Genomic DNA, 26,748 nt, shown 5'->3' on the forward strand with positions numbered 1-26,748 from the left:
CTCCTACGACTCTTATTTGCACTGGACGCTAAATATTGAAATAGCGCTTTTCATATTCGCAGAAGTAATATGATAATCTGCTACACATTTCGAATCGGCATCAGAGCCCCACTGTACTGATAACTGACCTTCCTGTGGAAGACCACTTAAGTAGACTTGTCCATTATCACCAACAATACCTGACACTCCAGTTTTCTTCTCTACCACCGAAGCACCAAAAGGAATCATTTTATTATTATATGATAAATTGACTAATGCCCGCTGTCCGATTCGGGTAGAGAACTCTGCTACAACCAGCGCACCACGAGTTGGTACTAAATTCTTAACATTATCAGCGATGTCAGTCTTTGAATTCATAGTATTTGTGTCCAACGCGATACGGTTTAGACGGTAAACATCAGCGTACGGTATTACCGTGTAACCACGGTAATCGGTCGCAATCCCAGTTCTGTTTTCAACACTAACATCATCAGCACCGGGGGCTTTCACCAGGATATTAGTATCGCCTAACGATTGACTGAACGTGACCCCATTACGGTGAGCAACCACCCCACCAGAAATCTGAACGTTATAATCATGGTTATTTTTTGAATAACTATATCCGGTATTAACAGTACCATAGCGGCCCTGAAGTTGGGCACCCACGTTACCAGAGTAATCATTCAGAGTTGAGTGTCCCTGCATTACATTATAACTCAGGTTATTATCTTTCAATAATGTTCCGCTTACACCCGTTTGCCAGGTATTATTCCCATTTGAATTGCGGGTTGCATTACTAGTCAGGTACATTCTGTCTGCAATACTATCTCGTTTATAATGGCTACCAAATAGAGCACTCATAGGTACGGAAACATTGAGAGCTACGACGTGATCACTATCCGATAAACCTACTGTTTCAGTTGATGACCAGCTCAGATTATAGTTAACACTGTGCCAGGAGTTGGAGTAACCAAATTGATAGGTTTTATTCGCCTGATTTGTATCCCAGTAACTTTGTTCACTAAATGAACCGTACATTGAACCATAGCCACCAAGGCTTTGGTTTACATTGATCTGGTAACGGCCTTTCTTGGTATAGTTAAGATTATGGTAAGCCGTTGCTGTATAAATTTGATTTCCGTAGGCATCATCCTGTAAACCGTATTGATACCCTTCAATATTTTTATAGGCAGTGTCATCAAGAGTATAGAACCCTCTCGTTGAATAACGGTATCCCAATAACTGAAAAGTAGTTCCCAGGTTATTCATAGATTTTGCGTATAAAAATCTTAGCGATTGCCCCTGATGTTGTGATCCATCCATTAAGGTGCTATTCGCTTGGGTTAAATCTGCAGATACAGCACCAATCCTACCCATATTTTTACCCACACCCGCGGTAAATGCACGATAGTTGGAGGACAATTGTGTACCACCAAACATCGTTACACCATAGTTAAGCCCTGCTATAACTGTGCCTTGGGTAAAAAAGGGATTGGCTTGCTGCTGATTCCCGCTACGGAAGTCGCCGGCAACAACATCAAATTTAACACGACCTTCGCGTTGTAATAAGGGAACTGTAGAGTAAGGAACTATAAACGAATGAGTAGACCCATTATTCTCTTGTACGGTAACAGTGAGGTCACCACTTGACGATGTAGGGCTTAAATCATCGAGGACAAATGGCCCCGGTGATACATAAGTCTGATAAATGACATAGCCATTCTGACGTATGATAACTTTGGCTCGACTATTTGCCACACCTCTGATTGTGGGAGCAAAGCCTTGCTGACTATCCGGATACATGGAGTCGTCGCTATAAATTCTTACCCCTTTGAAACCCACACTATCATAAACATCGTTATTCGTATTACTTTCACCGATAACGAGTTCACTTTTTAGTGGCTCGATAGAACGCTCAAGATATGTATCAAGATTAGACCAGCGATCATTTTTATAGCCAGAATAGTCATCGTAGGACCATGAGCTATTATTTCTTAATCTCCACGCTCCAATATTAATTCCACTCCCGAGAGATAAGAAATAACTTTTACCGGTCGTACCATTATCCGCCGATAAGTTATAGTTCAAAAGTCCCGCAGCAATCCCATCATCCCACTCGCTGGATGGTATATATCCTTTAGCATTATTTCTAATCCATGCCTGAGGAAAACTAAAATTCAAACGTTGTGATGAAAAGTCATAAGAAACGAACGAGGATGGTATTTTTTTAGTAAAATCAATACATTGGGATTTTTCTTGATTATTTCCTAATGCTAAAGTATTTACACCAAGTGTTGATAATAAATTATTATCAACACAAGGAAATAAACCTCCAGACTGTCCACCTGCATTGAAGGTACCATTCCTTGAATCAATAAAAGTTATATCTTTCGAACCAATAAAATTATCGTTAACATAAATATCAACATGATAAGTTCCTGGTAATTGATTACCTTTTTCAAATCGAGAAAGATCAGCTACAGAAGCTTCGTCTGGTGATAAAAATGCAGGGTTAAAGTAACTTTCAGCAGCAGCAGGCCGCATCATTACCAATAATGCACATGCAATCAAACTCAATTCAGGCCTGAAGTTATTCACTGTGTTATCATTGCAAATTTTTTTATTCTTAATGATGCGCATACTTACTATCACCCTATAATTATATTTTATTGTACTTTAGATATAATTGGCTTGTCTAATGCACCGTAATCATTAATAGATTCAAACTTTATACTATTTCCTGATGCCGCAAGAGTTTCTGAACTCATAGGTGCAATCATTTCATTACTAACTTTCTTCCCGTCTATTGAAATGTTGACCATAGTTATATAGTACGGCGTCGGGTTAACGGCTTCGGTATATTTCCCTGAATGAGAGAAAATTAGCTTTGCAGGTGCTTCATGCTGTAAGTAAGGAAGATTATCAGGTCTCACAAAAAGTTTAATCCTTGATAATATAGCTAGCTGTAAAATATTTTTCCCAGCTACACTGTCTTTATCCAGAGAAGGGATTGCTTTTACATTTAGATAAAAAAGTGATTCTTTGTTCTTAGGCAAAGGCTTCCCGATGTACATAATACGTAATGTATTCTCTGTTCCCGGTTCACTAACGAATAAAGGTGGAGTAGCGATAAAACTCTCATCTTTTTTACCTTGTGAATTTTCAACCCAAGAATTAATTAGAAATCTCTGAGAGTTACTACTATTCGATACCGGAAGGGAGGTTTGAGCAGATCCTTCAGGATAAATGACCCTTGTTGCTCCGAGTGAGATTCCGCCATCAGCATAAGAATATGCTGATGCACATAGAAATCCGCACAAGGCAAGCAATGAAAATTTTATTTTATTCAACATATTACAATACCACACTCAGTTTAACAGACATAAAATAACGGTCACGGATAGTATACACTCACTATCATCAGATCATTATGATGATTCTCATCATAAGCATCTTCCCCTGGGCTATAAACATACAGATTTAATTTATCCTCGCCATTCACAAATCTTGAAAAGGGGAGGGGAAATTTTTCATTCACTGTTTCTTTGATACTGTTGAATGGTAGTTTGTTATCGACCCAGTCTCGATAATTAGTTGGAGCCTTATTAACCCCCCCCGCAGGAGATTCAAAGGTAATAACTGTATTATCGTATAAAAAATATGGGCACGAACTAAAATTTAGATAAAATAACTTGTAGGTTTCATTTTGTGGACGAACCAGTTTTCCTGCAAAATCTGGGTCAAAAAGTTTAACATACATTCCTTTGTTATAAGAATCCACCACACACGTGCCATTAACCAGAACACCACGAATATGTACGATGCCAGCTTCAAGATCATGCCCGGTATCAGCATAAGCCAATCCAGAGACGCATAACAAAATAATTTGTGTAAACTTTTTAAGCATCTTAACCCCGTGTCAAAACAATAAAATATCCCCATCCTTGAGGATTAATCAACTATCCATAGTTAAATTTATTGTTACTGATACTTAATAACGAAAGTTGCATCTGCATCAGCTTGACCCGCAGTAACGGTGGCTGATGTTGATTTGTAGCGAGCTACGAAAGGAAGTGTGTTGTTACCATCAATCAGAGTCTGTGCGGTAGAGAAGCTAGAACCGTTTGGAGTCAATGGCGCTGAGGTGCTGTCCAGAATCTGGATACCAACACCGGTTGCACCGGTAGTATTAGTAGAACCACTGTTTACAGCTAACAGAGTTGAATCTGTGGTATCGGTAGTTCCGCTAAATGCTACTGATGCTGTGGTTGCAACAGAAGTTGCACAATCAACCAGTTTAATGTTGAAAGGAACGTTAGTAGTAGTTTGGCCGGAAGCAGTGATGGAAGCAGTTCTGTACTGACCAAGATTCACAGTCTGATCTGCAGAATCAGTACTTACAGCACATGCTGCATTAATAAACTGACCGGTGAAGTGAACGGTACCACCACTTACAGTAGTACTGGTTGTATCAGCGGCCTGTGCTGCTGAAGCCAGTAAACCAAAGGAAGCAACAACAGACAGAGCAATAACTTTCAGTTTCATAAATATCCTTAAAGGTGAGCACGTAAGCTTAGAAACATTCTTAACACAAGAGAAGTTTGATTTCTCACGATAACAAAATCTGTACAGCAAAATGATATTAGGACAGCTAATGTAATTTTTCAGAAAATTATACCTATCGATCTTTTAAAAAAAACAAGATAAGTCCTATCCACAAAAAAAATACACGCATAACATGCTGTTTATAAATGATTAAAAAAAATCAACCACTAGTAAAAAAATTAATTTTGGACATGTATTGAAACAAATCAGTACAAAAAATGAGCGGAACTAGTTACTTATAATGCGGTCGTAACTTCTCTTTTCTATAAAAAAAATTGAAAATGAAGTATCCACACCTCTGAACTTAAGTACAATTACAATAATCACATAGTTTATTTTATCTTATGATTTATTTTTATCAGCGGGATATGTGGACTTTTTCCAGAACATACGTTGCCAGTAAAGCCATAAACTCTGTTGAGAGATTTTTTAAGATTAGAGAAGACGAGGGATTAAGTGATTTACTGAATTTAACCACCTAAACAGAGGTGATATGTGCACCACAGGACAACACAAGTGCACCTATTGAAAGAACAAATATTGGTCCTGAATTTACACGGAAATCCGATACAAGTGGCAGATGCTACCCTCATCACAATGACCCAATGAGTAAATCGTAGCGTAGTGAACGACAGAGCCCCCCCTCACTAAAAGCTTCGATAAAATCTAAGTACATGAAGAAAATCTACAATATGTTGAAATAGAGTAAGGTGTAGTACTACATAACCGGAGATTTCAAATATACCTGGCAGCAGCGCAATAACAGGCCACATAGTGAAATATGATATCCCTGCTTTGAATGACTTACGAACCGTATACGGGCTCCCCGGATAAGGCAGCAGCATTTATATCTCCCATCTTAACCGTTTCAAGCTAATCCTTTAGCTTTGTATTGTTCTTGCCTATCGTGTTATTAGTACGCCGACTGATAATCCTGACCGTAATCCCAGCGTTCCTGCCAGTGCAGCAGATACGTCCTCGCCAGAGACGGGAGATCACGAATAACCACCACGTTTTCAGAATTACGTCGTTCGGCACTGGCCGTGTAATTAAATGAGCCTGTCTCCACCGTCTTCCCGTCGACAATAATGACCTTGTCGTGCTGTATCGGGTAATGGTGATCGGTTCTCAGAGGAATGCCATTGTTCACAATGAAATTCATTGCAGCAATGCTGGATTTGCTCCGGTTCCCTCGCTCATCGACCACGATCTTCACATCGACCCCGCGCTTTCTGGCATCAGCCAGTGCCCGTATAATATCCGGCGCAGTAAAGGAGTAGGAAAGCATACGGATGCTGCTATGGGCTGAGGCAATAGTCTCCAGCACCAGTGTCCGGGCACTTCCTTCCGGTGAAAAACCGACATCAACAGACGGCCCGGCGGCGGATACGGAAAAGATAACCGAACTGCACAGGAGCCCCGCTATAGACAAAATCGTTTTTCTCATGAGTGAATACTCTTCCCTTTATTCTTCAGCCCCGGTGATCTCATCCCGGGCGGCTTGCCCTGACTATCGTTGTCCCCCGCTTATAATTGTGTGGAGGACCGCAAAAAAACGTCACCCTATCATTTGCGGACACAATAAAAAATCCGCCATTCCTGAAAAGAACGGCGGACGCTAAGTTTTGGTACTGAAAGGAAGATCAGGGAGTGTCAGCAGGCCGGGTACTGCTGAAAAAGATATCAGGGTGAAGGCTGTCGCCGACGGTATCACCGTTAAGCGTCCGTACGAGGATATCGCTGCCGAGTTGTTGTAGCGACAGTATTCCGTCAGGATGGACCCGTTTGATTTTACTCATATTCTGGCTGTCATGAACCAGTGCGATCGTTCGGGTATCTCCCCCACCCGCCTCTTTAGCCGCCAGTACCACAAATGCGTTATCAGCATCATTATCCATCAGCGCCACAATGTACCGGGCTTTCGCCGCACCGGCGTGTGCAAGTATCGCGGTCGAAGAGGGGTCACCTTCAATAACATCAGTATCGGCAGGAAACGAGGCCCGTTGACCAGGATAACAGACCACTGTGACAATGCCCCCGGTATCCGTCAGTCCCTGTCTGACGCTCTGAGCCAGGGACGATGATCCGGCCACGATATAATGATTTTTACGTTCCACGTGTGAGAATCTGCCTTTAAAAATTCGCTGAATATTATGGCTAATCAGAGACCCGGCGATTGAGGCCACCGATGCCGCAAAAATAGTAATCCCGAGGATAATCACGGTCAGTGTAAACATTCTGGCGACCGTGGTATGCGGAGAAATATCCCCAAACCCCACCGTCGACATACAGACAATAACAAAATAAAACGCCGTAGAGAGATCTTTTACCGGCGGAGTAAACTGGTCACCGAGGTAAAGCGTGCCAAGCATTCCATACCCCAGCAGCGATAAAATACTAATCATCGCGAAAATGGTGGTACTGCCCAGGCTATGTTTGTCGAAATGACGCCAGTGAAAAAGTAAGGCACCGATGGTGATCAGGGAGTACAGCACCTGGCTATGGTGCGCTTTTAAGATAAACGCGTTAGCCACAACAATACAAAGCAGCAGTAAGACTGAACTGAACCAGGCGATCCGGGTACGCATCAGTAACGTAAACGCCATACACAGCAACACCAGGCCTATCATAAAGCGCGGTATATCCATTGCCGCCAGGAAACCCAGCGCATCATGCCAGGAGTGAAAATCATCCAGTCTCTGCGGCGCGTTATCGATGACCCGGTGCAGCACAGGGCTTAACATCAGATACCCGTTATGTGCCACCATTAAAACCAGGCAATAGATCACCAGTTTCGGGTTTCTGAACAACTTAACCAGCTTCATCCATTTTTACCTTATTTATCCAGTCGTTGCTGTCTTCCTGCATCGAAGTGTTGACAGATATACGACAAAATACTCCCCTGTTGTTATAAATAAGACTAATCACTCACTGCCATTCCGTAAAGCCCGGACGCTTCTGTCACCTGGCAGGTACGCTCTTTACTCCCGGGCAAGGCGATGCCGGAAGAAGGTTGAAATATGTCGGCAGGATTACGCCGGCGACAGAAAAATGGGATAAAAAAGCCGGGAGGCCCCGGCAAAAGAAACAAGACAGATACCCCCTGGCAGGATTAACTCACCATCAGATTCCCCATCATCCCCAGCTCTTCATGTTCAATAATATGACAATGATACATACGCATTCCCGGGGAGGTTTGCCTCATACGCAGCATTACCACCTCTCCTGGCTGGAGGTTAATCGTATCTTTCCAGATAAGGTAATCAGGCGAACTTTTAACCCCACGCAATGAACGCTGTACCACCAGAAACTGCCCGCCATGAATATGGAAAGGATGATCCATCGTCGTCGCATTAATGACCTGCCAGTTATCCACCTGCTCCGCAATGCTATGTAAGTCCATCCTGTTAACATCAAATGACTTACCATTGATCAGAAATGCCCCTTTCGGCGGGATACCACTGGCTTTATTCTTCATGATGTCTGCCATTTTCTCGCTCATCATGGCTCTCAGTGGGTTATTTCCGGGCGGTAGTGCTTCAATCCGGCGTAATTCCTGTCCCGGTTTCACCGGTGCTGCCTGTGGTGTGAAATCAATATCGGCGATAACGGAGGCGACTTCGGCGGGCGGGCTCATCATACGATGGCGATTATAAGGCAGTAAATTCAATGCATAATGCTGGCTTTCCCCCTGGACGAGTAATTCAAGCCGTTCGCCGGGCGCCAGCAATACTGATGTCTGAGGCTGAGAGACTTTTTCGGTCAGACCCCCATCACTGCCGACCACCAGCCACTGTGCTCCCGGTAGCGATAGTTGCAGATAACGGGCACTGCACAAATTCCAGACCCGGAGACGATGCTGCCCGGTAAGGCGAATGCGCGGCTGCCGCTGACCATTGATCAGTACCTGCTCCCCTTCACGACCATCCACCCAGTCACTGTAAGTATTTTCCGGAATCTGCCCCTGAGAGTCGAGACGTAAGTCACTGATCACCCAATGCTGTTCGGGAATTTTTTTTAGCGCCTCGTCCGGGTGACGGATGATAATAGGTCCCGCCAGCCCTTTCGCAATCTGCGCCGATGCCCCGGTCAGCGGGTGCGGGTGATACCAGTAACTTCCGGAGATATCCTCCGGTAACGTAAAGCGGTAAACCCGCGTTTCGCCGGGCGCAATAGGATCTTCCGGGCCACCATCCTGGGAGGAAGGTACCGGCAGGCCATGCCAGTGCACAGTGGTTGCTTCTTTCAGCTGATTAATAAAAGTTATTGTTACTTTCATTCCGGCTTCCAGCTCAATCAGCGGCCCCGGTAACTGATTGTTATACACCTGACACCGGGTCGGCCCGGTGTCCCGGGTAAGCTGGATATCACACTCCCGGGCAATCAGGGTGCCCTGAAACTCACCGGCATGGGACGATTCATTTTTCAGTACAGACAGCGGCGGTAAGGCGGAACCGACCGGTAACAGCGCAGCATCGGTGGCCTGATGCTGAGGCTCTGCGGCCGACACCGTCTGCCGGATAAGACCTGCAGGTAAGCACGCAGATAAGGAATATTTTAGAAAACGACGTCTATGCATAAAAACACCCTTCCAGATTTACGGCCAGGGATACGTGCCGGCTTTCACACCATCCCTGACGAAACGACTGACAATCTCCCGCCGTAATTTCACGACATCCGCGACCGGGTGCTCGCGGTTCATTTTAACTTCCGCGGCCGTAAACGGTCGGGCTTTCACATCGCCCCACTTGTGATTGACATAATTCAGTAACTCCGCGAGCTCGGTATCATCCAGACCGGCTGAAATAACGCCCGGCACATGGAGCACATACACACGACCTTGCGGATCATCGAGGAAAGAACCGATATACCCGGGCAGGGGGGGGATCCCCCCTGCCACCGTTCCGGAACCATCAATATCATGGCAACCGGAACATTTAAGCAGGTAGTTCTGCTGAGGCGTATTGGGAAGAGCCATGGCGGAAGCAGAACAGAAAAGCAGTAACAGCGCTACCGTCTTCACTGCTCTGACAGCATGCTGCAGCATCACTTACCTCCGTTACGGATCTTCAGAAGCTCCTCATGCGATAACGGTGACTTCTTGTATTTATCGATCATGGCAGCATCCGGGCCCCCGGGGACGTGATTCACTTCCCGGAGTACATAGGCAGTGATATCAACGAGATCGGCGGTATCAATAAAGTCCTGAGGCGGCATCACCATCCCTTCCGTATCCCCGGCCGGCGTATGCAATGTTCCGCCCATTCCGCCGGTGACAACCCCCGCAATATATTCAGAACGTTTATCACCGAGCCCCTGCCATAACGGGGCATCTTTCAGCGGCGGGGCCATGCCCGGAATACCGGCGGCATCCTCCCCATGACATCCGGAACAGTTCGCCACAAACTTATCGCCCCCTGGCGACGCTTGTGTCTGTGATACAAAAAGACTGATCGCAGAGGCGAAGATCACTGATGAGAGTTTATTCATTGGCGATCCCCACCAGCGTTGCCACCGTGCAGTAATACCCTTTGTTGGTATTTGCCATGCACCAGTTGATGTCATTGTGCAGGCCCATACGGTAACCGGGACGCTCCCCCTGACTGGTGAAGCAGTTAACAGAATTACTTACCGTGGCTTTACCGCAGCAGTCATTGTAAGAAACCAGATAGTTTTTATTATCGTGGGGATTCAGGCAGGTACCGACCCATGAAACTTTAGACGCTTCAGAGCCTGCCGGACAGGTCGTTACCGTGCCCCCGGAAGAAGAACACAAATTTCCGTCCAGCGCGCAGTATCGCCAGTAGCTGCAATCGGTATCGTCTGTTGTCGCTTTTTCGGCCGCATAGGCGTTACTCATGCCGCGGTTAAAGGGTAATAGCGGCATCACCCCGGTCCCCACCAGCAAAACACCGGTCTTCGCCAGAAAATGGCGGCGGCCAATATTTCGGGCCGATTTACGGAGGCGGGTTTCAGAAAAGGAATCCATAGCTCCGAACAGCTTATTGAATAATTTCATTAATAACTCTCCTGCATATATTTTGTTAGTGTCCGGCAGAGGTGCTCTGAGCCCAGGATTGCAACGAATCAAATCCGCTTTCTTTTGCGTTAAACAGGCTTTCGAGTTGCTCACGATTATTGATTAACCCTTTAGAAACTACGGTTCCGTTTTCATCCAGCAGGACAGAGAACGGCAGCCTGGCAACTTTCCAGGTCATACCCAGCTCCCGGGACAGGACATAAGGGATAGCGGTCAGTGCTTCCTGCACGATAAAATTTTGATGCTGTCGGACATCCCCGTCACTGGCCAGTACCACTGATAACCAATGACCTTCGCTTTTACGTAAATTACGCACGACAGGGAAAAGGGCTTTACAGATAGGACACCCCGGAGCCACAAACAGGATCAGCTGATATCCCTGGCGCTGCCCCCCGATCACCATTTCTCCATGATGCATGGATGACACGGATAAAGACGGCGTAGTGTCACCAATCGCCGGGCCACTGTTGTTCATCATGGCTCCGACCGGAGTAATACGTTCAAATAACACCCCCACCTGCCGTGACAAGGCAAAGAAAGCGATGATCAGCATGGCGACGAGCAGGCTCAGAAAAATGACGGCAAAGATAAGGAAAGTATTCATAGGCCCTCCCGGGAAGATGATTTTGCGGTGAGCTGATGCTGCAGATCGCTATTACGTATCAGTTGTTCAAATAACTGATAGCAGACCCATAACAGGCCGCCCGCACAGACAGAAGCGGTCAGTGACAGAACACCCGTCGTTTGCATGGGCAGGCACAGCAGCCCCGTTGCTGACAGTAAAAGGAAGATATTACGCAGCAGCAATCGCCCGGAAACCCGCAGCGGAGTGTCACCGCAACCGCATTCAACCGCAGTTTTACCTGTTATCAACGCATAGCCAATCGCTGACAGATAGATAAGCAGCAGCGCGAACATTCCCGACTGACCCAATAATGTGGTGTGAGGGATCAGGCTCATCAGCAAAACCAGTGCCTCAGCGAGGGCCAGCCCCTGAGCGATACGGTAACTATGCCGGCTGAACACCGGATGGTAGTTAGCGATATAACCGGAAAAACGGAGCAGTCCTTGCCGCTTATGTAGTAACGACTGGCTGAACAGCAGCACCAGAAAAGTCAGCAGGGCGAAATGTATCTGTGATAACAGGTCAGTTTCCATATCAGTAGTCCACCATCAGGATCTGATTAAAGGTACCCAGTCCCTTAGCTTCTCCGGCATGTCTGGCGGTAAAATGAGGCCCTGTCAGGGTATAGCGCTCGACGGTACCCCCTTCATTATTTTCACCTTCGCTCAGCGTAAATAACACCGGCGAAGGAGTGCCGGAAACAGCGATAGATATCGGGTCTTTGACTTTAATCCGGGTCGCCACTTTGTGGGTGCTCATATTGATACCCCAGACTTCTTTCGCCCCGTCTTTATGGCTTCCTTCATGGGCGCCAGGATGCATGGCGACAAACAGAAGATTCGACGGTTTGTTGAATGCCAGTACCTCAAAACCACCGGGAGCCCAATGCCCCTTGATTCCCTGCGTATAGCTGAACTTATTCACCAGGGTGACTTTGGCATTCTGATCATCCAGAACATAGATATTGCCGTTGAACGAGGTGAAGTAGGTATTTTTACCGTCCCGTTGGGCGCTGATAAACAGAGGGTCTTTGACCGCATCAAAGATCTTATCGCTCTTGGTCGCGGTGTAACTTTTCAGGTCATCGGAAAGCTGGTAACTGGTAACGGTTCCATCCCCGCATAATGAACTGAATCGCTTGTCATCAGCGGACGGATAAATAGCCCAGCAGCCTGGTGTCGGCACCTCTAACAAGTTTTTACCGGTACTGAGCTCAATAACACTGACCGACGCGGCGGGCGTTGCATTTTGTACAAAGGCATAGAGATTATTGCGGGATAATTTGAAGGTATTAATGTTGGCACTCACCTGAGCCATTTTCGGTGAGGTTTCCATCTCTTTATTCAGGGCCGCGGTCTGAATATCAAATTTCTGAACGACTGCATCAGCAGGTCCCCAGACAATCCGTTTCGGATAGACCGAAGCTGTATAGAGTGACTTACGGTCTGCGGATAAATCCATCTGGGCAATAAGGCCGGTCGACAAGCTTCCCTGGGTTTGTAACGTATCCCCTGACAGGAAAGTAATATTCGTTGCACCGCTCCAGCTCTGATCCATCACAAACACATTCGGACCGGGTTTTATAGTTTTCTCAACACCAATCCGTTCCGGACGGAACGTTTCATCAGCCTGTGAAGCGCAGGTATAGCCAAGCGCCGTCAGCACTGAAAGACATAGCAACATCTTTTTCATATGGTTACCCTTGATTATAAAAACATACATCCCTTAGCATAATGTGTGCCAATTAATTAAAAATACGATTTATCAGCCACCTGAAGCAGAATGCCCCCTGGCAAACCTTTCCCTGCTGAGTCCGTCAGTGAACTGCACTCAGGCAGGGCGATCATCACCAAAAAAGAGCATATCAGCACAGGGCCGTAGGAGTATGCGCCGCCCGGAATCCCGTCAGCGATAAGCTAAGCTTCTGACCGGGGTCAGAGAAACCTCTGATTTTTAAGGTGTCATAGAAGAAGGAGAGATTTACGCGAGGAACCTCAGCGATCTGAAATACCGTAAAATCTGCCACCCGCCTGCACATTCACACCCCTTTATTCTCAGTAAATAAACAGCCTGACCGGTATGAGATTCTGCCATCGCAGGCGTAACTGAGCGGGGTAAGGATAAGAAAGGCTGAAACAATTTTATGGCCAATAAAGGATGTCAACGGACATCTTTCCGGGCACGATGGGCACTAGGAATAAAACGCTTTGGTCCGGAACCGTACTCCTTATGCCTGTTGCTCCGGAGCACGGATAATTTTCATATCCATCATTTGCGGACAGATATTTCAGGGGGATCAGAAATATACCTGTCTGATAAAAATACTCTTTTGTTATCAGCAGAGGCGGCCGTATCCTTAGCCTGTGGGCAATGACAGATTTGCCGAAAATCACCGGCCACAAAGGATCCTGCCCCTCTACAGACGCATTATTTCACTGGCCTGATCCCTTTATTCAGGAATATGCGTGACTCCTTTCCCGGATCCCGGCAAAGGGATATGGGGCGGCCTTCTGTATTGCTGAGTGATGTCTGCAGCACCCAGGCACTGCCGGAAGTTTCATTTCTGGTGGTACATCACGGGAACCAGCCGGCTTTGGTAGCGTCGTATCGGTTTCCCCATAAAAAAACCGGCAGGCTGTTATTCAGCGCTGCCGGTGTTTATTACTGATAAGCGCGAATTGCCGCGCAACAGGCTTATTCTACGGTGACAGACTTCGCCAGGTTTCGAGGCTGGTCAACATCCGTGCCTTTGATCAGGGCAATATGGTAAGAGAGCAGCTGTAACGGGATAGTGTAGAAAATCGGCGCCAGTACCTCTTCAACATGGGGTAACGGAATGATTTTCATATTCTCACTGTCGGTAAAGCCGGCATCCTGATCGGCGAATACATACAGTAATCCCCCGCGGGCGCGGACTTCTTCAATGTTCGACTTCAGCTTTTCCAGTAACTCATTATTCGGGGCAATGATGATCACCGGCATATCCGCATCAATCAGTGCCAGCGGACCGTGTTTCAGTTCGCCTGCCGCGTAAGCTTCCGCATGAATATAAGAGATCTCTTTCAGCTTGAGCGCACCTTCCATCGCGATCGGGTACTGATCACCGCGGCCGAGGAACAATGCATGATGCTTATCGGAGAAACCTTCTGCCAGCGCTTCAATCTGCTTATCATGCGCCAGAATCTGCTCGATGCGGCTTGGCAACGCCTGTAACGCATGAACAATCTGATGCTCCACCTCTTCCGGCTGGCCATTCAGCCTTGCCATTTTCGCCACCAGCATCAGCAGGACCGTCAGTTGTGTGGTGAAAGCTTTGGTGGAGGCAACACCGATCTCTACCCCGGCTTTTGTCATCAGCGCCAGATCCGATTCGCGTACCAGAGAAGAGCCCGGGACGTTACAGATCGCCAGCGAGCCCAGATATCCCAGTTTCTTAGAAAGACGCAACGCACCCAGCGTATCTGCGGTTTCCCCGGATTGTGACAGCGTGATCAACAGGCTGTTTTTCCGGACCACAGATTTACGGTAACGAAACTCAGAAGCGATCTCCACATCACAGGGAATACCGGCCAGCGATTCAAACCAGTACCGGGAGACCAGTCCGGAATTATAAGATGTCCCGCAGGCAACGATCTGAATATGTTCCGCCTGCCCTAACAGAGACTCAGCTTCCGGCCCCAGCTCACTCAGGTCAATGATGCCCTGATGAAAACGGCCCTGCAGTGTACTTTTTATGGCCATCGGCTGTTCATAAATTTCTTTCTGCATGTAATGACGATAGGTCCCTTTATCGCCGGCGTCATAACGGGCAGAAGATTCGATCTCCGGACGGAAGACCCGCTCACCGTCGGCAAAAATCGTCACAGAACGGCGGGTCACTTCTGCGACATCACCTTCTTCAAGGTAGATAAAGCGACGGGTGACCGGTAATAAAGCCAGCTGATCCGATGCAATAAAGTTTTCTCCAACCCCGCAGCCAATCACCAGCGGACTCCCGGAACGGGCAGCCACCAGCACCGAAGGATCATTACTGTCCATAATGACCATTCCGTAAGCACCGCGCAGTTGTTTGATCACCCGCTGAACAACCTCACACAGGCTACCGCCCTGCTTTTGCTCATGATGAATTAAATGAGCGACGACTTCGGTATCCGTCTCCGAGGTAAACTGATATCCCAGTGCGCGGACCTGTGCCCGTAATTCTTCATGGTTTTCAATGATACCATTGTGCACCAGGACGATATTCCCGGACACATGCGGATGAGCATTCTCTTCTGAAGGTTCGCCGTGCGTTGCCCAACGGGTATGCGCGATACCGGTACCTCCGGGCAGGGGGTGTTGCTCTGCAGCATCCACCAGTGCCTGAACTTTCCCGAGGCGACGTAAGCGGGTCATCTCTCCCGGCTTATCCACCACCGCCAGTCCGGCAGAGTCATAGCCGCGGTATTCCAGGCGGCGTAAACCTTCCAGTAATATTTCAGCGATATCACGTTGTGCAACTGCACCTACTATTCCACACATATATTTAATCCTGAGGTTATGGTGTCTCCACCATAGAAATTGTCATCTGTTCGGGCTGACCGACACAGCAGATCCCCCGGGACTCAAAAAATGAGGGGGCATTATAGTCACGGCTTGTCCGGGCATAGATCGCTGCCGGTGCTCCGGAAAATGACAGATAACTTATTTTTTTACCGGACGTGACCATCCGGTTTTTTCAGTCTGTTGCTTACGATTATAAACCAGTGACTCTTCGTCTACGTCGTGCATCACTGTCGTGCCTGCAGCAATAGTAACATTGTCGGCGACACTGACCGGTGCAATAAACTGGCTGTCGGAGCCCACAAATACGTTATCACCAATGATCGTCTGCGATTTATTCTGACCATCATAGTTACAGGTGATGGTTCCGGCACCGATATTCACCCCGGCCCCGATCGTCGCATCGCCGAGATAACTTAAATGGCCGGCTTTAGAGCCTTTTCCAAGGGTCGCTTTTTTAATTTCTACAAAATTACCCACATGGACCGCCTCTGCCAGAGCCGTTCCCGGCCTCAGTCGGGCAAATGGCCCGACCGTACAGGCTTGCTCAAGGTGTGCATCCTCTATCACAGAATAAGGACTTATCTCACACCCCTCGCCAATAACACTGTTGCGGATAATACAACCGGCACCGATCCGGACACCGTGCCCCAGCACCACGTTACCTTCCAGGATGACGTTAATATCGATGTCCACGTCACGCCCGTGTGTTAATTCACCCCGCAAATCAAACCGTTCAGGATCCCGTAGCATCACTCCTGCCAGTAATAATTTACAGGCCTGCTGACGCTGATAAACACGTTCCAGTGCGGCCAGTTGTTGCCGGTTATTGACCCCTTCGGTCTCACTACTGCTGTGCGGGTGTACCGCCTCTATGCGCTGGCCTTCCTGATGTGCCATCGCAATAATATCAGTAATATAATACTCTTTTTGGGCATTATTATTCGTCAGTTGCGATAACCAGCGTTTCAAATCTTTGCCATTGGCGATCAGAATACCGGTATTGATCTCGTTGATGGTTAGCTGTGCCTCACTGGCATCTTTTTGTTCGATAATGCCGGTCACTTCCCCGTTCTCACGGACAATACGGCCATAGCCGAACGGATTGTCCAGCACCACGGTTAACAGGCCAATCCCGCCTGCCGGTTTGTTATCGCGCAGACGCTGTAAGGTCTGTTGAGAGATCAGTGGCACATCGCCATACAGCATCAGAATATCTTCATCATCAGAAAACCACGGAGCGGCCTGCTGCATCGCATGCCCGGTGCCCAACTGTTGGGACTGCTCAACCCAGTGTAGAGAAGGATCCTTCAGGGCTGACTGCAATAGTTCCCCACCGTGCCCGTAGACCAGATGGATATTCGCGGCACCCAGACCTTTCGCAGCATCAATCACATGCTGCACCATGGGTTTTCCAGCCAGCTGATGGAGGACTTTCGGAAGATCCGAATACATTCGGGTTCCCTTACCTGCTGCAAGGATAACCACACTCATTTCATTATCTGCCATCATCAGCCATCGCTTTTCTTTAAATTCGAAAAAAACACAGTATAACGCATAAGGATAATGATACCTGACCCGATTATCTACAGTCAGAATCCTCTCTGTTTTTATTATCAAAATCCTTAACTGTGATCCCGTCCCCACTCCGGCCACATTGTTGCGGGGGCCTCATCACTCACTGACCGCAACGGTGGTTCAGAACAAGGTCACCGACGATGCGGTAACAGGAAGACTAAAACGTAAAAAAGCCGGTAAGTTTTCACTTACCGGCTTTTTGCAATGCCATCGAGCTACATTGCTTACATCGCTTTCCTGGTCAGTTCGATCACGCGCAGTTTAGCAATGGCTTTCGCCAGTTCAGCAGAGGCCTGAGCATAGTCCACGTCGCCGTGACTTTTGTTCATGTGTTCTTCTGCTTTACGTTTTGCTTCCAGTGCACGAGCTTCGTCCAGATCGTCGCCACGGATGGCGGTATCAGCCATGACTGTGACAGCAGTTGGCTGAACTTCCAGAATGCCACCGGAGAGATAAATAAACTCTTCGCTGTTATTCTCTTTGACGATACGAACCATACCAGGTTTGATGGCAGTCAGGAGCGGGGCGTGACCGTGGAAAATTCCCAGTTCACCTTCACTACCTGACACCTGGATATGTTGTACTTCACCGCTGAACATCTGCTGTTCAGCGCTGACAACGTCCAGGTGATAAGTCTTAGCCATATCAATCCTCCCGGGAAACTGTAATTACAGTTTCTTAGCTTTTTCTACCGCTTCGTCAATAGAACCAACCATGTAGAAAGCCTGCTCAGGCATATGGTCAAACTCACCGTCCATAATACCTTTGAAGCCACGGATGGTGTCTTTCAGAGAAACGTACTTACCAGGCGCACCGGTAAAGATCTCTGCAACGAAGAATGGCTGAGACAGGAAGCGCTGAATTTTACGTGCACGTGAAACCAGCAGTTTGTCGTCTTCAGACAGTTCGTCCATACCCAGAATAGCAATGATATCTTTCAGTTCCTGATAACGTTGCAGAATAGACTGCACGCCACGAGCGATATCATAGTGCTCCTGACCAACAACCATTGGATCCAGCTGACGGCTGGTGGAATCCAGCGGGTCAACGGCCGGGTAAATACCCAGGGATGCAATCTGACGGCTCAGGGTGACTGTTGAGTCCAGGTGAGCAAAGGTCGTTGCCGGAGACGGGTCAGTCAGGTCATCCGCAGGAACATACACTGCCTGTACGGAAGTGATTGAACCGGTTTTGGTTGACGTGATACGTTCCTGAAGAACACCCATTTCTTCGGCCAGTGTTGGCTGATAACCTACCGCAGAAGGCATACGACCCAGCAGTGCTGATACTTCAGTACCGGCCAGGGTATAACGATAGATGTTATCAACGAACAGCAGTACATCACGGCCTTCGTCACGGAATTTTTCAGCCATCGTCAGACCGGTCAGCGCAACGCGCAGACGGTTTCCTGGTGGCTCGTTCATCTGGCCATAAACCAGAGCAACTTTATCCAGAACGTTAGACTCGGTCATTTCGTGGTAGAAGTCGTTACCTTCACGGGTACGCTCACCTACCCCTGCAAATACAGAGTAACCGGAGTGCTCGATAGCGATGTTACGGATCAGTTCCATCATGTTGACGGTTTTACCCACACCCGCACCACCGAACAGACCGACTTTACCGCCTTTTGCAAACGGACAGATCAGGTCGATAACCTTGATACCCGTTTCCAGCAGCTCAGTAGAGTTAGCCAGTTCTTCGTAGCTTGGTGCTGCACGGTGAATTGAGTTCACCTCAACATTGCTGCCATCTTCGTTCTTCAGGTCGCCTTTCATATCGATTGGCTGACCCAGTACGTTCATGATACGGCCCAGAGTCGCTTTACCGACCGGTACCTGAATCGGTTTTTGCAGATCGGTCACCTTAAGGCCACGTTTCAGGCCGTCAGAGGTTCCCATTGCAATCGTACGAACGACACCACCGCCCAGCTGCTGCTGAACTTCCAGCACCAGACGGGTATCACCATTTTCAACCTCGAGAGCGTTGTACACCTGTGGTACAGCGTCCTGAGGGAACTCGACGTCAACTACGGCGCCGATAATCTGGACAATCTTTCCAGCTGCCATCTTGAATCCTCTACCTAATTCGTTACCTGGTTAAACCGCGGAGGCTCCCGAGACAATCTCGGTAAGTTCCTGGGTGATGCTGGCCTGGCGGGCTTTGTTGTAAACCAACTGAAGCTCTTTGATCAGCTCGCCACCGTTGTCGGTTGCAGCTTTCATTGCCACCATACGGGCTGCCTGCTCGCTGGCCAGGTTTTCTACAACACCCTGATAAACCTGAGACTCGACATAACGACGCAGCAGAGTATCCAGCAGCGCTTTTGGATCGGGTTCGTACAGGTAATCCCATGTTTTTGTCTTCAGTTCTTCATCATTGTCTGTTGCCGGTAACGGTAACAGCTGATTGAGGACCGGAGTCTGGGACATGGTGTTGTTAAATTTATTGCTAACGACATAAAGTTTGTCGATGCGGCCTTCATCGTAGGCTTGCAGCATGACTTTTACCGGGCCAATCAGATCGGACAGTTCCGGTTTATCACCTAAGCCTGTCGCCTGAGCCACAATATTAGCCCCTGCAGATCCAAAGAAAGACAGGCCTTTCGATCCGATAATGGCCAGATCGCTCTGAACCCCTTTTTCGGACCAGGCTTTCATATCTGCCAGCAATTTTTTGAACAAGTTAATGTTCAGACCACCACAAAGCCCGCGGTCGGTAGAAACGACCAGATAGCCGACGCGCTTAACGTCACGCTCTTCCAGGTAAGGGTGCTTGTATTCCAGATTCCCTAACGCCAAGTGACCAATCACTTTGCGAATAGCATCTGCATACGGACGGCTGGCCGCCATGCGTTCCTGCGTTTTACGCATTTTGGAGGCGGCGACCATTTCCATCGCTTTGGTGATCTTCTGCGTATTCTTTACGCTTCCGATCTTACTACGTATTTCTTTTGCGCCGGCCATGAGCTTCTCCTCAAAGTCAGGCGGCTTGCCAGGTCAGGCAAGCCGCAAGACATTACCAGGACTGAGTTGCTTTAAACGAATCGAGCAGAGCGGTAAGCTTCGCTTCGATTTCGCCGTTAAAGTTACCCGCTTGGTTGATTTCCTGCATCAGTTCAGCATGTTCGCGATCCGCGAATGCCAGCAGAGAAGACTCAAAGCTGAGGATTTTAGAAACCTCAACATCACCCAGGTAACCGCGCTCAACCGCAAACAGGACCAGGCCTTGCTGTGCAACAGACATTGGAGCGTACTGTTTCTGCTTCAGCAGTTCAGTCACTTTCTGTCCGTGTTCCAGCTGTTTACGGGTCGCATCATCAAGGTCAGACGCGAACTGAGAGAAAGCTGCCAGTTCACGGTACTGTGCCAGAGCAGTACGGATACCGCCGGACAGTTTCTTGACGATCTTAGTCTGTGCTGCACCACCCACACGGGATACAGAGATCCCAGGGTTAACCGCAGGACGGATACCGGAGTTGAACAGGTTAGATTCCAGGAAGATCTGACCATCAGTAATCGAGATTACGTTAGTCGGAACGAACGCAGAAACGTCACCTGCCTGAGTTTCAATGATAGGCAGAGCTGTCAGAGAACCGGTTTTACCTTTCACTGCACCTTTGGTGAATGCTTCAACGTACTCAGCATTGACGCGAGATGCACGCTCCAGCAGACGGGAGTGGAGGTAGAAAACGTCACCAGGGAAGGCTTCACGGCCCGGCGGACGACGCAGCAGCAGTGAAATCTGACGGTAAGCAACGGCCTGTTTGGACAGGTCATCATAAACGATCAGAGCATCTTCACCACGGTCACGGAAGTATTCACCCATCGCACAACCGGCATAAGGCGCCAGGTATTGCAGGGCAGCAGACTCAGAAGCAGAGGCAACAACGACAATGGTATTTGCCAGTGCACCGTGCTCTTCCAGTTTACGCACAACGTTAGAAATCGTTGACGCTTTCTGGCCGATCGCTACGTAGACACATTTAATGCCTGAATCGCGCTGGTTGATGATAGCATCGATAGCCATCGCAGTTTTACCGGTCTGACGGTCACCGATGATCAGCTCACGCTGACCACGACCGACAGGGATCATGGCATCAACCGCTTTGTAACCGATCTGCACAGGCTGATCAACAGACTGACGATCGATAACACCCGGTGCGATAACTTCTACAGGAGAGAAGCCATCGTTTTCAACCGGGCCTTTGCCATCGATAGGCTCACCCAGGGTGTTAACAACACGCCCCAGTAAACCACGACCAACCGGCACTTCCAGAATACGGCCAGTACATTTCACTTTCATGCCTTCGGCAAGATCCATGTATGGGCCCATAACGACGGCACCTACAGAGTCACGCTCCAGGTTCAGTGCAATCGCGTAACGGTTACCCGGCAGGGCAATCATCTCACCCTGCATCACATCGGCCAGGCCGTTGACGCGGATGATACCGTCACTTACAGAAACAATAGTACCTTCATTGTGAGCTTCGCTCACGACATTGAACTGAGCAATGCGCTGCTTGATCAGTTCGCTGATTTCGGTGGAATTCAGTTGCATATGCTCCAGTCCCCTTAAGACTGCAAGTCGTCTGCCAGACGATCCAGACGGCCGCGGACGCTGCCGTCAATAACCATGTCACCAGCCTGGATGACTACGCCTGCAATGACAGACTTATCGATTTTGCAATTCAGCTTAACTTTGCGTGACAAACGTTTTTCCATCGCCGCGCTGATTTTATTCAGCTGCTCTTCACTCAACTCGTTGGCGGAAGTAACGTCAACTTCGGCAATCGCTTCATAAGCGTCACGTAATTGAATGAACTGCTCCAGCACAGCCGGAAGCGCTTTCAAACGTTTATATCCTGCCATCACCTTAATCAGGTTCTGGCCGTTCTCATCGAGTTGATCACCGCAGAGAGCAATGAAAGCAGCGGAAACGGTCTCAGGTGCCTGAGCACCGGAAAGGATCCCTGAAACCTGCTTATCGCTTGCGACTTCAGCGGTAAAAGCCAGCATATTCTGCCAGCGATCAATACTTTGATGCTCAACAGCAAAGTCAAAAGCTGCTTTGGCGTAGGGGCGAGCTACAGTGGTAAATTCAGACATCAGCCCCTCCCTCCTTACAGTTCAGCGACCAGTTTATCAACGATGTCGCTATTAGCAGCTTCATCCACGGAACGCTCAATAATCTTCTCGGCACCCGCAACAGCCAGCAACGCAACCTGCTTACGCAGTTCTTCACGTGCACGTTTACGCTCGGCATCAATTTCAGAGTAAGCCTGTGCAATGATTTTGTTACGTTCAGTTTCCGCTTCCGCTTTCGCTTCATCCAGAATCTGGCCACGACGCTTGTTAGCCTGCTCAATAATAACCTGAGCGTTTTCTTTGGCTTTTTTCAGCTCGTCGGACGCATTAGCCTGAGCGATATCCAGCTCTTTTTTAGCAAGTTCTGCAGAAGCGAGGCTATCAGCAACTTCTTTCTGACGCTTCTCGATAGCAGCCATGATCGGCGGCCATACATACTTCATACAAAACGCAACGAACAGGATAAACGCGATGGCCTGGCCGAGGATTGTTGCATTAATATTCACAGCACAATGCCTCTTATTAAGTTAGCTTGATCTGCCGTCATCACAGAGGTGATAAACGGCAGAGTTCGTTTATTCGCTGAAAATCACCGAACAAACAACCGTATTACCAGGCGTTACTAGGCGACAGCAAACATCACGTAGAGACCCAGACCTACAGCGATCATAGGGATAGCATCCACCAGACCCATTACGACAAAGAACTGTGTGCGCAGCAGAGGAATCAGGTCAGGCTGACGAGCAGCACCTTCCAAAAATTTACCCCCGAGGATGCCGATACCGATCGCAGCACCGATTGCCGCCAGACCCATCATCACAGCGGCAGCCATGTACAGCAGATCCATACTCACGTTTTCCATGACAGTCTCCAGTTTGTTTCAATTAAATCAGTAGTGTTGAGATAAAAATATCAATGTTCTTCAGATGCCATCGAGAGATAGACAATCGTGAGGACCATGAAAATGAAAGCCTGTAACGAGATGATCAGAATGTGGAAAATGGCCCATGGCACATTCAGAACCCACTGTGACCACCACGGTAACAGACCCGCAATCAGGATAAAGATCAGTTCACCCGCATACATGTTACCGAACAGTCGCAAGCCAAGAGAAACCGGCTTAGACAGTAAGCTAACACCTTCAAGAATCAGGTTGATGGGGATGAAGATCGGGTGATTGAAAGGCTGTAAAGTCAGTTCCTTAGCAAAACCACCTACGCCTTTCATTTTGATGCTGTAGAACAGAATCAAAATAAATACGCCCAGCGCCATAGATAATGTCACATTCACATCTGCAGACGGCACAACACGCAATGCCGGCAAACCAAGGACATGCTCACCCAGGTAAGGCAGCAGATCGATTGGCAACAGATCCATCAGGTTCATTAAAAAGACCCAGACAAAAATTGTCAGTGCCAGCGGGGCGATAAGTTTGCTTTTGCCGTGATACATATCACGAACATTGCTATCGACGAAACCAACAACCAGTTCAATAGCCGCCTGCAGTTTTCCCGGGACACCGCTGGTAACTTGTTTAGCTACTTTGCGGAACAGTACCAGAAAGACCAGACCCAGTACGACAGAGAAAAACATGGAATCCAGGTTTAACGTCCAGAAAGTTGCCGGAGCGTCGTGCGCATTCACCAACTGGAATGTACGTAAATCAAGCTGCAAATGCTGCAGGTGATGACTTATATATTCCTGTGGGGTTGAGATTTCTCCTGCGGCCATGATGCATCTTACCCTTTTTTGTTAATTACAACCGGTGCAATGATTTGCACCACCAGCACCGATAACCAGCTCAGTCCAAGAGGCCAAAACACCGCCCCGAACACACCCAACGCCACAACAAGCAATCCGATGGTGATGAAGACTTTCAGGACTTCACCTAAGGCAAAACTCCAGGCAACACGCCCTTTAGCCGGGAATTGCCCTTGCAGGCGCCAGGCCAGAAACGTAAACAGGACAGCCGGCAGCCATGCCGCTATCCCTCCTGCCAGAGCAGAAGCTCCCCAGTGAATGCTTTTCAAAGTAAAGAAACAACTGACGAGCAAAAAAGTCACCAGTTGAATAAGCAGCACTGTCCGCGCTAATCTCAAACTATAAAGAGATACAGACATGACGGCTTACTCTCCCTTACTTAAGTTGGGTATATCGTGTGTTACACAAACTACTGTTACCACTCCAAAGGAGTGAACAGCAAAAGCCGTGCAAATTATACGGGGCACTCCTACGATTTCAATCTGTAAGTAGAGAAAAGGTGAACAATTATTTAAAATTCTTTCTGAGAAGGAGTTTTTCCCGATAATCTTCGCTAAAAATCGCGGAACTACCGCTTTTCAGTTCGCTTCACGTCAGTCTTTTCCTCCGGAGACCGCCACTATTTTCGCGGTAAAGCGAATAGTACTCCCGAAAAAGACCTTTAACCTCACATTTAGTGTTGTTAATTAAGCTTCTGTTATTTCATTTTTTTATCAATTATTTTACAAACAGGATAAATATAAAAAATAAGCGCCGCCGATGCCGGTTAAAAAAGAAGAAGAATTTATAAAAAAACGCTGTAATTTATTCGACCCCGAATGCCAGGGGACCGGAATGGTATGCGCAGATTTGCGGGGATAAATAGAATTGATCATTGTGAATGCAGGGACGATTAAAAAGGGGGATAGTGCGAACTCCCCCCAAAGACTGAATAACCGTCAGTGTGTGACAAAAGGGATTAATAACACTTAAAACGGCTTATCAGGCGGACTTGCGCTGGCTGATAATGCTGAGCGCATTTTGTACAATTCCCGTCACGCCCATGCCTATTCCGGCGGTAGCCAGAATGGGTGAGAATCCGACGATAGCGGCGATCCCTCCCCCTAACAGAGCCCCTGACAGTTTAAAGTTAGATTTCAGGTTCAGGCTCGCACATCCGGCATCAACCACTGAACCGATGGCAAAACCCATCGTTGCGCCGATAGGGCCCGTGAAGAAAGTGAACAGACCCCCGCTGACCTGATTTGTTTCGATCACTGAAAGCTCTTTCATAATATATCCTTATATATAAGCTGCTATATTTTGATGACATTTCCCGACAATTTCCCGAAGGGAAGCCAGGACCAGGTGTAATAAATACACCACATCTTTAATCTATATCAAAAAAAAACCTTAGTAAACAACAGGGTATATACAACTAAATCATTTACTTAACAACATACCGTCAGGGAAGAATCAAATAAGAAAAATAAATACTTTAAAAAACTAAAGAACCCTTCCCTGTAAAAATAAACAAAAACCGAACCGTGAAATTTAACTAAAACCTCAATGCAATCATCAGAGTAACGCTATTTACTGTTAAGACTTCCGTCAGAAATTCTGTAAAAGAGATTTACTCATTGGCCCTGAAGTTATCCGACCCGGTGATTATGACAAATACTCCAGTATCGATAATCAGCGCCATCACCGATAGCACACTATCTGTTGAAAGTTCATAAAGAGTTAACCTGCAGGAGCGGTGGTTTTTTGAGAGTTTTTCTATCCTGACGGCGTCAGTCAGGACTTAATAACCTTTTTTATGTGATAGATATCACATAAAAAAGTGAAAATAGGATAGTCAGCATCGGGGAAGGAACATTACCGGCAAGGGTTGCCGGTATAAGAGTTCAGATCTTATTTCTGCTTCAGAATCACCAGATGACGCTCACCTTCCAGATCGGGCACCTGTAATGATATGACGGACTCCAGACTCAGATGTTCAGGAAGTGCCGAGAGCTCTTCATCCGGTATCTGGCCTTTCAGTGCATAAAATCGGCCCTGCCCCGCCGCCGGCAGGTGATGACACCAGCTCACCATATCCTGCAAAGACGCAAATGCACGGCTGATGACCCCGTCAAACAGTGGCTCATCAGTAAAGGCTTCAACACGACTCTGCACCGGGGTGATATTTTCCAGTTTCAGTTCGTGCTGTACCTGACGTAAAAAACGGACGCGTTTACCCAGACTGTCCAGCAGAGTGAAATGTGCGTGCGGACAAACAATCGAGAGCGGAATCCCCGGTAATCCGGGCCCGGTGCCGACATCAATAAATTTATTACCTTCCAGATAAGGGGCAACCACAATACTGTCCATAATATGGCGGATCAGCATCTGCTGAGGGTCACGAACCGATGTCAGGTTATAAGCTTTGTTCCATTTGTCCAGCATACCGACATAACTGACTAGTTGATGTTTTTGCTGATCGGAGAGCGAAATACCAGCCCGTTGAAGTAGCGAGGAAAGTGTATTTATCACGAAGGAAATTCCTGTTAGCG

The 26,748-nt window shown here is 47.7% G+C and carries 26 protein-coding genes; all 26 read right to left on the minus strand.

Annotated features, from left to right (window positions below):
* Nucleotides 1-12 precede the first annotated feature (12 nt).
* Nucleotides 13-2,619, minus strand: a complete 2,607-nt coding sequence (gene fimD / locus JK223_RS07815) for an outer membrane usher protein FimD (protein ID WP_212713624.1) — start codon at nt 2,617-2,619, stop codon at nt 13-15.
* A 26-nt stretch (nt 2,620-2,645) separates the two neighbouring features.
* Entirely contained in the window at nt 2,646-3,332 is a 687-nt protein-coding gene (locus JK223_RS07820) for a fimbria/pilus periplasmic chaperone (RefSeq protein ID WP_212713625.1), read from the minus strand.
* A 41-nt stretch (nt 3,333-3,373) separates the two neighbouring features.
* Nucleotides 3,374-3,886, minus strand: coding sequence for a hypothetical protein (locus JK223_RS07825; RefSeq protein ID WP_212713626.1), 513 nt, complete (start codon nt 3,884-3,886; stop codon nt 3,374-3,376).
* A 74-nt stretch (nt 3,887-3,960) separates the two neighbouring features.
* Entirely contained in the window at nt 3,961-4,524 is a 564-nt protein-coding gene (gene fimA, locus JK223_RS07830) for a type 1 fimbrial major subunit FimA (protein ID WP_212713627.1), read from the minus strand.
* 973 nt (nt 4,525-5,497) lie between these two features.
* On the minus strand, nt 5,498-6,031 hold the full coding sequence (locus JK223_RS07835; RefSeq protein ID WP_212713628.1) for a phospholipase D family protein: 534 nt from the start codon (nt 6,029-6,031) through the stop codon (nt 5,498-5,500).
* A 196-nt stretch (nt 6,032-6,227) separates the two neighbouring features.
* On the minus strand, nt 6,228-7,409 hold the full coding sequence (kch, locus tag JK223_RS07840; protein WP_212713629.1) for a voltage-gated potassium channel protein: 1,182 nt from the start codon (nt 7,407-7,409) through the stop codon (nt 6,228-6,230).
* 287 nt (nt 7,410-7,696) lie between these two features.
* Nucleotides 7,697-9,163, minus strand: a complete 1,467-nt coding sequence (locus tag JK223_RS07845) for a multicopper oxidase family protein (RefSeq protein ID WP_212713630.1) — start codon at nt 9,161-9,163, stop codon at nt 7,697-7,699.
* A gap of 18 nt (nt 9,164-9,181) precedes the next feature.
* Nucleotides 9,182-9,631 carry a hypothetical protein gene (locus tag JK223_RS07850; protein WP_212713631.1) on the minus strand — a complete coding sequence of 150 codons (450 nt, stop codon included), beginning with the start codon at nt 9,629-9,631 and terminating at the stop codon, nt 9,182-9,184.
* Nucleotides 9,631-10,074: a cytochrome c gene (locus JK223_RS07855; protein WP_212713632.1), complete on the minus strand. Its 444-nt coding sequence runs from the start codon at nt 10,072-10,074 to the stop codon at nt 9,631-9,633. Before JK223_RS07855 ends, JK223_RS07850 begins: the two co-directional genes overlap by 1 nt.
* Nucleotides 10,067-10,603 (minus strand): methylamine dehydrogenase light chain, encoded by a 537-nt coding sequence (locus JK223_RS07860; RefSeq protein ID WP_212713633.1) that lies wholly within the window; start codon nt 10,601-10,603, stop codon nt 10,067-10,069. Before JK223_RS07860 ends, JK223_RS07855 begins: the two co-directional genes overlap by 8 nt.
* Nucleotides 10,604-10,628: 25 nt before the next feature.
* On the minus strand, nt 10,629-11,228 hold the full coding sequence (locus JK223_RS07865) for a conjugal transfer protein TraF (RefSeq protein WP_249213523.1): 600 nt from the start codon (nt 11,226-11,228) through the stop codon (nt 10,629-10,631).
* Complete coding sequence (locus tag JK223_RS07870; protein ID WP_212713634.1) at nt 11,225-11,782, minus strand: MauE/DoxX family redox-associated membrane protein; 558 nt, start codon at nt 11,780-11,782, stop codon at nt 11,225-11,227. The genes JK223_RS07865 and JK223_RS07870 overlap by 4 nt, the downstream gene beginning before the upstream one ends.
* A 1-nt stretch (nt 11,783) precedes the next feature.
* On the minus strand, nt 11,784-12,941 hold the full coding sequence (locus JK223_RS07875; protein WP_212713635.1) for an amine dehydrogenase large subunit: 1,158 nt from the start codon (nt 12,939-12,941) through the stop codon (nt 11,784-11,786).
* A 1,002-nt stretch (nt 12,942-13,943) separates the two neighbouring features.
* Nucleotides 13,944-15,770, minus strand: a complete 1,827-nt coding sequence (gene glmS, locus JK223_RS07880) for a glutamine--fructose-6-phosphate transaminase (isomerizing) (RefSeq protein ID WP_212713636.1) — start codon at nt 15,768-15,770, stop codon at nt 13,944-13,946.
* Nucleotides 15,771-15,932: 162 nt separating this feature from the next.
* Entirely contained in the window at nt 15,933-17,300 is a 1,368-nt protein-coding gene (gene glmU, locus JK223_RS07885) for a bifunctional UDP-N-acetylglucosamine diphosphorylase/glucosamine-1-phosphate N-acetyltransferase GlmU (RefSeq protein WP_212713670.1), read from the minus strand.
* 293 nt (nt 17,301-17,593) lie between these two features.
* The gene (locus JK223_RS07890; protein WP_212713637.1) at nt 17,594-18,013 is read right to left on the minus strand and encodes a F0F1 ATP synthase subunit epsilon; all 420 of its coding nucleotides are present in this window, start codon (nt 18,011-18,013) and stop codon (nt 17,594-17,596) included.
* Between the two features lie 24 nt (nt 18,014-18,037).
* Nucleotides 18,038-19,435, minus strand: a complete 1,398-nt coding sequence (gene atpD / locus JK223_RS07895) for a F0F1 ATP synthase subunit beta (protein ID WP_025901625.1) — start codon at nt 19,433-19,435, stop codon at nt 18,038-18,040.
* A 30-nt stretch (nt 19,436-19,465) separates the two neighbouring features.
* Nucleotides 19,466-20,332, minus strand: a complete 867-nt coding sequence (gene atpG, locus JK223_RS07900) for a F0F1 ATP synthase subunit gamma (protein WP_212713638.1) — start codon at nt 20,330-20,332, stop codon at nt 19,466-19,468.
* A gap of 52 nt (nt 20,333-20,384) precedes the next feature.
* Nucleotides 20,385-21,926, minus strand: coding sequence for a F0F1 ATP synthase subunit alpha (atpA, locus tag JK223_RS07905; RefSeq protein ID WP_212713639.1), 1,542 nt, complete (start codon nt 21,924-21,926; stop codon nt 20,385-20,387).
* Between the two features lie 14 nt (nt 21,927-21,940).
* Nucleotides 21,941-22,474 (minus strand): F0F1 ATP synthase subunit delta, encoded by a 534-nt coding sequence (atpH, locus tag JK223_RS07910; protein ID WP_212713640.1) that lies wholly within the window; start codon nt 22,472-22,474, stop codon nt 21,941-21,943.
* A gap of 14 nt (nt 22,475-22,488) precedes the next feature.
* Complete coding sequence (gene atpF, locus JK223_RS07915) at nt 22,489-22,959, minus strand: F0F1 ATP synthase subunit B (protein ID WP_025901629.1); 471 nt, start codon at nt 22,957-22,959, stop codon at nt 22,489-22,491.
* A gap of 116 nt (nt 22,960-23,075) precedes the next feature.
* The gene (atpE, locus tag JK223_RS07920; protein ID WP_212709097.1) at nt 23,076-23,315 is read right to left on the minus strand and encodes a F0F1 ATP synthase subunit C; all 240 of its coding nucleotides are present in this window, start codon (nt 23,313-23,315) and stop codon (nt 23,076-23,078) included.
* Between the two features lie 50 nt (nt 23,316-23,365).
* The gene (gene atpB / locus JK223_RS07925) at nt 23,366-24,184 is read right to left on the minus strand and encodes a F0F1 ATP synthase subunit A (RefSeq protein ID WP_212713641.1); all 819 of its coding nucleotides are present in this window, start codon (nt 24,182-24,184) and stop codon (nt 23,366-23,368) included.
* Nucleotides 24,185-24,192: 8 nt separating this feature from the next.
* Nucleotides 24,193-24,573 (minus strand): F0F1 ATP synthase subunit I, encoded by a 381-nt coding sequence (gene atpI / locus JK223_RS07930; protein ID WP_212713642.1) that lies wholly within the window; start codon nt 24,571-24,573, stop codon nt 24,193-24,195.
* Nucleotides 24,574-25,195: 622 nt separating this feature from the next.
* A complete protein-coding gene (locus JK223_RS07935; protein ID WP_212713643.1) occupies nt 25,196-25,486 on the minus strand; it encodes a hypothetical protein in 291 nt (96 codons plus the stop codon).
* Between the two features lie 621 nt (nt 25,487-26,107).
* Complete coding sequence (gene rsmG / locus JK223_RS07940) at nt 26,108-26,728, minus strand: 16S rRNA (guanine(527)-N(7))-methyltransferase RsmG (RefSeq protein WP_212713644.1); 621 nt, start codon at nt 26,726-26,728, stop codon at nt 26,108-26,110.
* Between the last annotated feature and the right edge of the window lie 20 nt (nt 26,729-26,748).

Origin of the sequence: Tatumella sp. JGM118, from assembly GCF_018257515.1 — a bacterium.
GTDB classification, from domain to species: Bacteria; Pseudomonadota; Gammaproteobacteria; order Enterobacterales; family Enterobacteriaceae; genus Tatumella; species Tatumella terrea.